General features: G+C 62.7%; 11 protein-coding genes and 2 pseudogenes. All 13 read left to right on the top strand.

Going from position 1 to position 10,852, the window contains the following annotated elements:
* A pseudogene (locus tag H7J73_RS00110) lies at window positions 1-102 on the top strand (ABC transporter permease); the annotation flags it as partial.
* A gap of 13 nt (window positions 103-115) precedes the next feature.
* A complete protein-coding gene (locus tag H7J73_RS00105; RefSeq protein ID WP_264065176.1) occupies window positions 116-1,303 on the top strand; it encodes an MCE family protein in 1,188 nt (395 codons plus the stop codon).
* A complete protein-coding gene (locus H7J73_RS00100) occupies window positions 1,300-2,331 on the top strand; it encodes an MCE family protein (RefSeq protein ID WP_264065175.1) in 1,032 nt (343 codons plus the stop codon). Before H7J73_RS00105 ends, H7J73_RS00100 begins: the two co-directional genes overlap by 4 nt.
* The gene (locus tag H7J73_RS00095) at window positions 2,331-3,413 is read left to right on the top strand and encodes an MCE family protein (RefSeq protein ID WP_264065174.1); all 1,083 of its coding nucleotides are present in this window, start codon (window positions 2,331-2,333) and stop codon (window positions 3,411-3,413) included. The genes H7J73_RS00100 and H7J73_RS00095 overlap by 1 nt, the downstream gene beginning before the upstream one ends.
* On the top strand, window positions 3,410-4,885 hold the full coding sequence (locus H7J73_RS00090) for an MCE family protein (protein ID WP_264065177.1): 1,476 nt from the start codon (window positions 3,410-3,412) through the stop codon (window positions 4,883-4,885). The genes H7J73_RS00095 and H7J73_RS00090 overlap by 4 nt, the downstream gene beginning before the upstream one ends.
* A complete protein-coding gene (locus H7J73_RS00085; RefSeq protein ID WP_264065173.1) occupies window positions 4,882-6,186 on the top strand; it encodes an MCE family protein in 1,305 nt (434 codons plus the stop codon). Before H7J73_RS00090 ends, H7J73_RS00085 begins: the two co-directional genes overlap by 4 nt.
* On the top strand, window positions 6,186-7,754 hold the full coding sequence (locus H7J73_RS00080; RefSeq protein WP_264065172.1) for an MCE family protein: 1,569 nt from the start codon (window positions 6,186-6,188) through the stop codon (window positions 7,752-7,754). Before H7J73_RS00085 ends, H7J73_RS00080 begins: the two co-directional genes overlap by 1 nt.
* Before the next feature lie 61 nt (window positions 7,755-7,815).
* Window positions 7,816-8,331: an Rv2253/PknI dimerization domain-containing protein gene (locus H7J73_RS00075; protein ID WP_264065171.1), complete on the top strand. Its 516-nt coding sequence runs from the start codon at window positions 7,816-7,818 to the stop codon at window positions 8,329-8,331.
* 70 nt (window positions 8,332-8,401) lie between these two features.
* A complete protein-coding gene (locus tag H7J73_RS00070; protein WP_264065169.1) occupies window positions 8,402-8,779 on the top strand; it encodes a hypothetical protein in 378 nt (125 codons plus the stop codon).
* Window positions 8,772-9,188 (top strand): Rv2576c family protein, encoded by a 417-nt coding sequence (locus H7J73_RS00065; RefSeq protein ID WP_435405397.1) that lies wholly within the window; start codon window positions 8,772-8,774, stop codon window positions 9,186-9,188. Before H7J73_RS00070 ends, H7J73_RS00065 begins: the two co-directional genes overlap by 8 nt.
* Before the next feature lie 6 nt (window positions 9,189-9,194).
* The gene (locus tag H7J73_RS00060) at window positions 9,195-9,713 is read left to right on the top strand and encodes a hypothetical protein (protein WP_264065167.1); all 519 of its coding nucleotides are present in this window, start codon (window positions 9,195-9,197) and stop codon (window positions 9,711-9,713) included.
* Between the two features lie 136 nt (window positions 9,714-9,849).
* Window positions 9,850-10,728: an enoyl-CoA hydratase gene (locus H7J73_RS00055; protein ID WP_264065166.1), complete on the top strand. Its 879-nt coding sequence runs from the start codon at window positions 9,850-9,852 to the stop codon at window positions 10,726-10,728.
* Window positions 10,722-10,852 (top strand): annotated as a pseudogene (locus tag H7J73_RS00050) (2-keto-4-pentenoate hydratase); the annotation flags it as partial. The gene H7J73_RS00055 and the pseudogene H7J73_RS00050, both read left to right, overlap by 7 nt.

Genomic DNA, 10,852 nt, shown 5'->3' with positions numbered 1-10,852 from the left:
GGTAACGCGGTGCGCACGTCGCTGATTGTCGTGGTCTCGGTGACCCTGCTGATCTCACTGGCCGTATACGGCGCCAACGGCAACTTCAACCTGTCGGGTTAGGGGGACACCACACATGACGCGTGATGCCGTACGGCCATTGACCGGCCTGGTCACCATCTTGGTTATCGCCGCAGTGATCGCCGGCGCTATCGTCCTGTTCCGCGGCGGCGCCACCGCCACAGTGCCGGTAACGGTGCTGTCCCCGCGCGCGGGTCTGGTGATGGGCCCCGACGCCAAGGTCAAATTGCACGGCGCTCAAGTCGGCAAGGTGGAGTCGATCGAAGTGCTGCCTGATGGCCAGGCCGCCATCCACCTGGCGATGGATCCTGCTGAGCTACAGATCATTCCCGCGAATGCGCTCGTCGATATCGCCTCGACCACAGTGTTCGGATCCAAATTCGTCGAGCTGGTACCTCCGGCGGATCCATCGCCGCAGTCGATGTACGCCGGACAGGTACTCGACGCCAAAAACGTCACCGTCGAGATCAATACGGTGTTCCAGCAATTGGTTTCGGTGTTGTCCCAGATTGAGCCGGAGAAGCTCAACGAGACACTGGGGGCGCTGTCGCAAGCGTTCAGTGGCCGGGGGGAGAAGTTCGGCCAAACACTGTCGGACCTGGACACACTGCTGGCCAAAATCGACCCGAGCCTATCCACCCTCAGTCACGACATCGCCGTGGCCCCGCAGGTGATCAACGCCTACGCTGACGCCGCACCTGATCTCGTTGCCACGGCGAAGAACTTCACGCACATCAGTGACACGATCGTCGACCGCCAGCGCGATCTGGACGCCGTATTGGTCAGCGCAATCGGGTTGGCCGACATCGGGAACGATGTAGTGGCGACCAACAGCGCGCCGCTGACCAAAGTGCTGAACCTGCTGGTCCCCACCACCGACTTGACCAATCAGTACAACCCGGCGATCACCTGCGCGCTGGGTGCCACCATTCCACTGGCCACCGGTCCACCAGTGCCACTGCCCGGAGTCATGCTGCTGGATTCGTTCCTGCTGGGAACCGAGCGATACCGCTACCCCGGCAACCTGCCCAAGGTCGCAGCAACTGGCGGTCCGCAGTGCACGGACCTACCGAACGTCGGATTCGGGAAGCGGCCGCCGTTCGTGGTGACCGACACCAATGCCAACCCCGCGCAATACGGAAACCAGGGGATTCTGTTGAACTCCGATGCACTCAAGCAGGCATTGTTCGGCCCGCTCGACGGGCCACCTCGCAATACCGCACAGATCGGCCAGCCGGGATGACCGGCCAACGAGGTACCGCCGCCAAGTTCGGTGTCTTCGGCGTGGTGATGCTGGTCTTGACCGCGGCGTTGCTCGCCATCCTCGGCCAGTATCGGACGGGGTCGACAGAGACGTATTCGGCGGTATTCACCGACGCGTCCAGTCTGAAATCCGGGGACACTGTCCGGGTCGCCGGGATTCGCGTCGGGACGGTCACCGGAGTGTCGCTGCAGCCGGACAACACCGTGGTGGTGGATTTCGACGCCGATCGTGACGTGGTGCTGACCACCGGAACCAAGGTCGCGGTGCGCTACCTCGATCTAGTGGGTAACCGCTACCTCGATCTGCTCGACGGCCCGGGTTCGACCAGGATCCAGCCACCTGGATCTCAGATCCCGTCCGACCGTACCGAACCTGCGTTAGATCTCGATCTGCTGCTGGGTGGGCTCAAACCTGTTATCCAGGGCCTGAATCCGCAGAATGTGAACGCGCTGACCAACTCGCTGATCCAGATTCTGCAGGGCCAGGGCGGCAATGTGGAGTCGTTGATGTCCCAGACGTCCTCGTTCACCAACGCATTGGCCGACAACGGACAAACGGTTCAGCAGTTGATCGACAATCTGCAGGTCGTGGTCTCCACGGTCGCCAAAGACGGGGACAAGTTCTCCGGGGCCGTCGACCGCCTCGAACAGCTCATCACCGGATTGTCGCGCGACCGCGACCCCATCGGGGAAGCCATCACCGCGCTGGACAACGGAACCGCGTCCATCGCCGATCTGCTCACCCAGGCGCGTCCACCGCTGTCGGGGACCGTCGACCAGCTCACTCGGCTGGCACCGCTGCTCGACAACGACGACGCCAAGGCGCGTATCGATCTTTCGCTGCAGAAGGCTCCAGGAAACTATCGCAAACTCGTGCGGCTCGGCTCCTACGGCAGCTTCATCAATCAGTACCTCTGTGGGATGAATGTGCGCGTCACCGACCTTCAGGGGCGTACCGCGTACTTCCCCTGGATCATGCAGAACACCGGACGCTGCGGAGAGCCGTGATGCTGAAATACCGTGGATCTCAACTCATCCGATCTGGCTTCATCGGCTTGGTGCTGATCGTGCTCGTGATCGCAGTCGGGCTGCAACCGCAAACGCTGCTGGCGTGGGCAACATCCCTGAAGTACCAGGCGGTGTTCGCCGAGGCCGGTGGTCTTGCCGTCGGCAACGAGGTGAAGGTATCCGGCGTGACGATGGGCACGGTCTCCAGTGTTGAACTGAGCCATGGCAAAGCCCTGGTCACCTTCTCTCTGAACAGCAAGGTGCGCCTCGGCTCGGATACCACCGCCCACATCAGGACGGGCACGGTGCTCGGCGCCCGGATGTTGACCCTGGAGCCGGCGGGTGCCGGCACCATGCACGCAGCCGACACCATCCCCGTTTCCCGCACATCGTCGCCCTATTCCCTTACCGATGCCACCAGCGAATTCACCACCAACACCGCAGGAACGAACTTCGGTTCCATCACCCAATCTCTGGACACACTGTCGGACACGATTGACCGGATCGCGCCCCAACTTGGTCCGACCTTTGATGGATTGACCCGCTTGTCGCAGACGCTCAACAGCCGCAACGAATCATTGGGCACGCTCCTCAAAAGCGCCGCCGATGTCACCGGAATCCTTTCGCAGCGCAGCCAACAGGTCAACACACTGCTGCTCAACGCGAACGATCTGCTCGGAGTGTTGAACGACCGGCGTTACGCGATTGTCAACCTGCTGGCCAACACCTCCGCGCTGTCGCAGCAGCTGTCCGGACTGGTGGCCGACAACGAAAAGGAGCTGGCACCGACATTGGCGCAGCTCAACTCGGTGACCGCGATGCTGGAGAAGAACCGCGACAACATCGCCAAGGCCCTGGCCGGTCTCGCCAAATACCAAGTCACCCAGGGTGAATCAGTGAACAACGGCTGGTACTACAACGCCTTCGTCGGCAATCTCCTCCCGTCGCAAACCCTGCAGCCGTTCCTGGACTACGCCTTCGGCTTCCGGCGCGGCGTCAACGCCGGTCAGCCACCGGACAACGCCGGCCCGCGAGCTGAGTTCCCATGGCCGCACAACGGTATTCCTGGAGGATCACGATGATCGGCGCCAAGCGGATCACCAAGCCCCTGCTGATTGTCCTGGTGGCATTACTGGTCGCGGGTACCGTAGTGGTGCTGCGGCACGCACTGTTCCGGCCGACCACCATCACGGCACTGTTCACCTCCGCCACCGCGATCTACCCCGGCGACGAAGTACGGGTCGCCGGCGTCAAAGTCGGCACCATCACCGACATCGAGCCCCAAGGCGCGCAAGCCAAAGTGACCCTCGCTGTCGACCACGGTGTGCAAATCCCGGCCGACGCCAAGGCCATCATCATGGCGCAGAGCCTTATCGCGGCACGCTACGTGCAACTGGCGCCGGCATATGAAGACGCCGGCCCCACCATGGCAGACGGGACGGAGATCGGCGTGGACCGCACCGCGGTCCCGGTCGAATGGGATCAGGTCAAAGACCAACTTATGAGGCTTTCAACAGATCTGGGGCCCGTCACCGGTGCTTCGGCCACCTCGCTGAGTAGGTTTATCGACAGCGCCGCCAACGCTATGAATGGCAACGGTGACAAACTGCGGCAGTCGATCGCCCAACTATCCGGGGTCGGTCGCATCCTCGCCGACGGCAGCGGAAACGTCGTCGACATCATCAAGAATCTGCAGGTCTTCGTCGCTGCATTGCGGGACAGCAACACCGAGATCGTGCAGTTTCAGAACCGGTTGGCCAATGTCACCAGCGTCATCGACGGCAGCAGGTCCGACCTTGATGCGGCGCTGACCAATTTGTCAGCTGCCGTTGGCGACGTGCAGCGCTTCATCGCCGGAAGCAGGAACCAGACCGCTGAGCAGCTTCAACGACTGACCAATGTGACCCAGAATCTCGTCGATAACCGCATGGCTCTGGAAAACGTTCTGCATGTCGCGCCCAACGCCATCGCCAACGGCTACAACATCTATAACCCCGACAGTGGCACTGGCGTCGGCGCCTTCGCCCTGTCGAACTTCTCCAACCCGCTGGCGGTGGTGTGTTCGGCAATTGCGGCCGTCAAGAACGCCACGGCATCGGAATCATCCAAGCTGTGCGCGCAATACCTCGGTCCGGCACTGCGGTTGATCAACTTCAATTACCTGCCGTTCCCGTTCAACGCGTACCTACGCAAGTCGCCCAGCCCGGGCAATCTGATCTACTCGAATCCGGACCTGGCACCCGGTGGCCCGGGAGGTATTCCGCAACCCCCGGAGATGCCGCCGGCGGTATCGGCGTACACCGGTGCAGATGATGTGCCGCCCCCGGCTGGGTGGGGTATGCCGCCTGGTCCACCAGGGGCATACGCGCCCAACGGGCTCCCCGGTGACCCGTCACCGGCGTTGTTCCCCGGTGCGCCGATTCCACCCGGCGTGGCGCGCATGCCGGCGGATGCTCCGCCAGTGCAAACACCGACCAACCTGCAGGACATGCTCTTGCCGGCCGAAGCCGCCCCGGCGTCCGCACCGACACCGCCCCCAGGAGGGACACCATGATCAGACGGCGATCGGTGAGCCGCCTTGCGGCGATCACGTCCTGCATCATGCTCGCCGCCAGCGGATGCGCGTTCAACGGCCTGAACTCGCTGCCGCTGCCCGGCACGGTCGGTCGGGATTCGGACTCCAAGACCTACCACGTCGAATTGGCCAATATTGGCACGCTGGAATCTAATTCGCCGGTGATGATCAGTGATGTCGTCGTGGGCACCGTGAGCAAGATGACGGTGCGGGACTGGCATGCCGATGTCGAGATCTCGGTGCGACCGGACATCGTCGTCCCTGCCAACGCGGTGGTCACGGTGGGGCAGACCAGTCTGTTGGGCTCGATGCACCTCGCTCTGAATCCACCACTGGGCCAGCCGCCCAGCGGCAGGCTGCAACCGGGCGCCACCATCGGGCTTGACCGCTCGAAAACCTACCCTTCCACCGAGCAGACATTGTCATCACTCTCGGTCATCGTCAACGGGGGAGGTCTGGGGAAGATCGGCGATATCGTCACCGAGTTCAACGCCGCCCTCAACGGTCGTGAGGACCAGGTGCGTGACCTCCTGACTCGTCTCAACGACTTCGTCGGCATGCTGGCCACGCAGCGCGACGACATCAATGCCACGGTCAACGCGTTGAACCGGCTTGCGGGCACCCTCGCGGGTCAGAACGATGTCATCACCCAGGCGCTGCACCGGATTCCACCCGCACTGGATGTTCTCATCAGAGAGCGGCCGCGCATCACCACGACGTTGGAGAAGTTTCGCGTATTCAGCGACACAGCAACCGGATTGATCAACGCTTCACAGGCGGATCTGGTGAAAAACCTGAAGAATCTGGAGCCAACCGTGCGTGCGTTGGCAGACGTCGGACCCAATCTGGGCAAAGCCCTGGCGTTCGTGCCGACCTTTCCGTACCCGCAGAACTTCATCGACCGGGCGATCCGCGGGGATTACTTGAACGAGTTCATCACCTTCGATTTCACCATCCCCCGGCTCAAAAGCGGATTGTTCCTGGGCACGCGGTGGGGCGAGGAAGGTACCCCACTAGTGCCGGCGCCAGGGGACCCCTTTTATGCCAACTACACCAAGGACCCACTCGCTGCGCCTATTACGCCGTCACCGCCGGAAGTTGCCACGATGCCGCCACTGGTCGACCCGCCACTGACGCAGTCGTCACAGTCGTCACCCTCAGCACCGGCGGATCCGGCATCGGTCATGCAGCCGGTGGGCCCGGCTCCGGGCCCACCACCGGACCCAGCATCGGTTCCGCCGCCCGGTGACGCTGCGCCTCTAGCTGGAGGTGGTAACTGATGTTGACGCGCTTTGTCCGGATCCAGCTCGCCCTCTTCGGGATTGCCTCCGTTATCGGCGTGGTCGTCATGCTCGTCGTGTACATGCAGGCACCCACCCTGCTGGGTATCGGCCGAATGACAGTCAAGCTCGAACTTCCCGGCACCGGCGGTCTCTACCAGTTTTCCAACGTGACCTATCGAGGAGTGCAGGTCGGCAAGGTCACCGAGGTGCGGCCGACCCGTGAGGGAGCGGTGGCAACATTGTCACTGAACAGCTCATCGCAAATCCCAGCAGACCTGCATGCCGCAGTGCTCAGTGTCTCGGCGGTGGGTGAGCAGTATGTCGACCTGCAGCCGAGCAGTGCGGCCGGACCGTACCTGCATGACGGATCTGTCATACCGGTGAAAAATACTTCGATTCCGCAAGCCGTGGGACCTCTGTTGGATCAGGTCAGCGCACTGATCGGCAGCGTTCCCAAGGAGAAAATCAGTCCCCTGCTCGATGAGACATTCAAGAGTTTCAACGGATCAGGGTACGACTTCGGGTCGCTGCTCGACTCTTCATCACGGCTCATCGGCGATGCGAACGCCGCTGCCGATCAGACGCGCTCGCTCATCGACGACAGCGCTCCTCTCCTTGACGGTCAGGCGCAGTCCATCGCGGCGATCCGGACCTGGGCGCGCAGCTTGGGCGGGGTGAGCGAGCAACTGGCCACCAATGACCCTCAGGTGAGGACGCTGTTGAAGCAGGGGCCCGGCGCCGCCGACGAGGCCTCACGTCTGCTCACCCAGATCAAGCCGACGCTGCCTGTCTTGCTGGCGAACCTCACCTCGCTCGGCCAAGTGGGCGTGACGTATCACCCGTCGCTGGAACAACTCCTGGTGCTCTTTCCTCCCTTCCTGGGCTTCACCCAGACCGTCGGAGCGCCGAAGAATAATCCCACCGGCATGACGCTGGGCGATTTCACCCTCAACATCGGAGATCCGCCGGCCTGCACTGTCGGGTTCCTGCCACCGAACATGTGGCGATCACCGGAGGACACCTCCGACATCGACACACCCGACGGGTTGTATTGCAAGCTGCCCCAGGATTCGCCGATCGGCGTTCGCGGAGCCCGTAACTACCCCTGCATGGGAAAGCCCGGGAAACGTGCGCCAACGGTTGAAATCTGCGACAGCGACAAACCTTACGAGCCGTTGGCGATGCGTCAGCACTCACTCGGCCCCTACCCGCTAGATCCCAACCTCATTGCCCAGGGCATACCCCCGGACGATCGCGCCGGCCCGGATTCCAACATCTACGGACCTCTGGAGGGAACGCCGCTACCAGACCCGAACCCGCCTGCGCAAGGATCAGGTGCGCCGCCACCAGACGCGCCACCGGTGGTAGCCCCGGACGGCGGCGGCGGTCCTGCTACGGCTCCAAGTGCATTCGTGCCCAACGAATCTCATGGACCTTCGGTGGCGGTGGCGACCTATGATCCCCAGACTGGTCGGTACGTGACCCCGGACGGCCAGGTCTATCAGCAGTCCGACCTCGCAACCCATACCGGGGCGCGATCGTGGAAAGACCTGTTCCCCACATGAGCCGCGATCTGCGTGACGGCCCGATGAGGTTCGAGGTCCCGATGCCAGGGGAGGAGTAGCGATGCGCATATCGAGGGCGCTGATCACCGCCGCGCTGACGGCGGGCGCAGTGCTTGCTTGTCCGGCTGGCCCGGCAGCGAGCAGTACCGGCGACTGGGGTCTCAACGGCACCTATACCGCGACGTCGAACGGTGAGTGGGCCAAGACGAATGACATCTATCACGACGAAGCCAGTCTCCGAAGCACCTGGACCATCACCTCGACCTGTAGCTATCCCACGGAGTGCACCGGCACGGTCGCCAGTAGCTGGGGCTGGACCGCGCCGATTTATCAGAAGAGCGGCGTGTGGTACGTCAAACGGACCGTCGACAACTGGCAGCCCTGCCCTGACGGCACGGCAGCGCCAGGCCTGCAGGTTTTCCGGTTCTATCCCGGAACTCCCGACGGCAGCGGTTCAGATCCGACGTCGACGACCTTACTCGGCGAGGATCAGACGACCGGGATCAGCGGCTCCTGCGGGAGCAGCAAAGTGCTTTTCATCGCCATGCCCTTCAAGCTCGTCAAGATCGGCGATTGAGTGGTGACCGGTCTCCCACCTGGCGGGCATTGCGGTGCCAGCCGATAAGCGCCGTGTCACAGTGGCTTCCGTGCGTTCCAGACCCGCGGCCGTAGCGGTTGTACTCGTCGCTGGATTACTCAATCCGGCCGGCGCTGCCGCCGCCCCTGGTGAATGCAATGATCCATCCTGCGTTCCGGGCATTACCGGCGGCGTGGTTCTCGGTGCGTCCTGTCCGGACACCGCCAACTTCGTGTTCGGGACGACCTCATGGGGAAGGTTGGTGTTCTGTGGATCTCCGCGCAGATACGAGCCCCGATACTTTCGGTCGCCGCCCATGGTGGGGATCCGCGACGAGAACTCGCCGTGCCCGGGATTCGAGAACTCGGTCGCGCAGGCGCCTGACGGGCTGTTCCTGAGCTGCGTGGCCAACGACGGTTCGAGTCGGTGGGTTCGTGGGGATGCGTAAAAGGCGCGCTGCCGCTGGCGTATTCATTGTCGGCTTGGCCACAGTCGTGACGCCGACCGAGGCGGCCTGGGCGGATGAGCCAGTGCTGCATCGGGTTACCTACACCGTCACTGCGGATCAGCCGACCGATGTCGGTGTCTACTACCGCGACGTCGATCCGCCGAGCTGGGCGGACTACAGCCACAATCCCTACCTATACAGCCCGAAAGCCGAAGTCCCACTGGGACCGGGAACACCGTGGGTCCTTGACGTCATGCTCGCCGACCCTGACCGATGGGCGATGGTCGCTGTCAGTCAGAATCGGCCCCAGGAAGAGCGAACTCTGCATTGCCAACTCACTGTCGACGGGATCGTCGTCGACACCGCCGACGGATCACACGGCGCGTTGTGCTCGTTGCGGTCTTGGTGAATTCTCTTGATGCGTCGCAACTCCGAATCCACAGTTGGGCCGGATGATGCTGATCTGCCGACGGTGGAACAGGGCGAGGCCGAGGCGCTCGCCGCGGAAGTGATGGCCTCCGCAGCCCGTGCCCTGAAACTGCGCAGCGAGACGCGCCTCGGTGCGGCGATCCCATCGTTTGCGCCAGAGGAGGCGGTTGAGCGTCGACATGGTCAGAGATGGGGAACAGCTCAAGATGTCCGAAGTGGATTTCGTTCCGTGACGACCCACACCGGATTGAATGACGGCGCTCCACTGGCTGGTGTCGAACGAAATCTCAGTGGCGACACCGCGGTTGACCAGACGGTAGGCCGTGCCGTTGAACCTGCCGTCCGAAACCGGCTGCGTCGAGTAGCCGCGCGCTGGCGCGTGATCGCCGTCACCTGTCTGTTGCTGGTCTCTGCTGGCGCCGCTGCTGGGATCTACTGTGGCAAGTACAGGACTGATGAGCGCACCGAGGAAAGCGCCGGGTCAGTGCAACGACGTGCTTCGTGATCCCCGGGTCGGCTGTGCCTGCGATTACTGTGAGGCAGGTTGCTTCCAGTCAGCGGGCAGCTCGCATCCACCCCACGCCCATTCACGCCACGCTGTGCAGAGATGCTGGAGAGCCGGGGATACGAGAGGTGGTCAGGTGCCGGGCGAGGATGATGTGGTGACTTATCACGTGACCAATGGCGTAGCCATTGTCACGATGAACCGGCCGCAATACCGCAATGCGCAGAACTCGGCCATGACCTACGCGCTTGATGCAGCCTTCACCCACGCCGTCGACGACGACGACGTGCGCGTCATTGTGTTACGGGGCAGCGGTGAACATTTCAGCGCCGGACACGACATCGGCACTCCGGGCCGCGACCACGACGCGCATTACGACAACCGGGCGGTGTTGTGGTGGGATCACCTCGGCAGGGCGGCGGGGGACCAGCGCTTCGCCAGGGAGACCGAGGTGTATTTGGGAATGTGCCGACGCTGGCGTGAGATCCCCAAACCCGTGGTCGCGATGGTCCACGGAGCGTGTATCGCGGGTGGTTTGATGCTTGCCTGGGTGTGCGATCTGATCGTCGCCGCGGACGATGCATTCTTCTCAGATCCGGTGCTGCGGATGGGAATCCCTGGGGTTGAGTATTTTGCACATCCCTGGGTTCTCGGTACACGGTTCGCCAAGGAAATCCTCTATACGGGTGATCGATTCACCGCGCAACGAGCTTACGAGGTAGGCATGGTCTCGCGGGTCGTTCCTCGCGCCGGCCTCGAAGAGGAAACGATGGCACTGGCATCGCGAATCGCCGCTATGCCGCAATTCGGTCTCGCTCTGACGAAACGATCCGTCAATCAATGTGAAGACCAAATGGGTCTGCGCAGCGGAATGGACGCTGTGTTCGGTCTGCACCACTTCGCGCACGCTCATAACGCTGAGGTTGGCGTTGGGTCCCTTGGCGGTGTTGATCTCGCTGCGATGAAAACGTCGACCGCAACACCCGATGTCGGCGAATCGGTGTCGACATGCTGAGCTCTGAAGTCCGAAAAGCATTGGCCGCCAGCCTTGTTGAGGCGGAGCGGAGCCGGGTGCCGTTGGATCCGTTGACTGCGGGTTATCCGGGTATTGATGTGGTGGATGCGTATGAGATTCAGTT

The organism is Mycolicibacterium komossense (assembly GCF_025822605.1).
Lineage (GTDB): Bacteria > Actinomycetota > Actinomycetes > Mycobacteriales > Mycobacteriaceae > Mycobacterium > Mycobacterium komossense.
This window is presented reverse-complemented; position numbering and strand designations above follow the sequence as displayed.

What these genes read in the sequence shown, in the direction of transcription:
- H7J73_RS00105 (WP_264065176.1), top strand. Translation starts at nt 116, where the DNA reads ATGACGCGTGATGCCGTACGGCCATTGACCGGCCTGGTCACCATCTTG.
- H7J73_RS00100 (WP_264065175.1), top strand. Translation starts at nt 1,300, where the DNA reads ATGACCGGCCAACGAGGTACCGCCGCCAAGTTCGGTGTCTTCGGCGTG.
- H7J73_RS00095 (WP_264065174.1), top strand. Translation starts at nt 2,331, where the DNA reads ATGCTGAAATACCGTGGATCTCAACTCATCCGATCTGGCTTCATCGGC.
- H7J73_RS00090 (WP_264065177.1), top strand. Translation starts at nt 3,410, where the DNA reads ATGATCGGCGCCAAGCGGATCACCAAGCCCCTGCTGATTGTCCTGGTG.
- H7J73_RS00085 (WP_264065173.1), top strand. Translation starts at nt 4,882, where the DNA reads ATGATCAGACGGCGATCGGTGAGCCGCCTTGCGGCGATCACGTCCTGC.
- H7J73_RS00080 (WP_264065172.1), top strand. Translation starts at nt 6,186, where the DNA reads ATGTTGACGCGCTTTGTCCGGATCCAGCTCGCCCTCTTCGGGATTGCC.
- H7J73_RS00075 (WP_264065171.1), top strand. Translation starts at nt 7,816, where the DNA reads ATGCGCATATCGAGGGCGCTGATCACCGCCGCGCTGACGGCGGGCGCA.
- H7J73_RS00065 (WP_435405397.1), top strand. Translation starts at nt 8,772, where the DNA reads ATGCGTAAAAGGCGCGCTGCCGCTGGCGTATTCATTGTCGGCTTGGCC.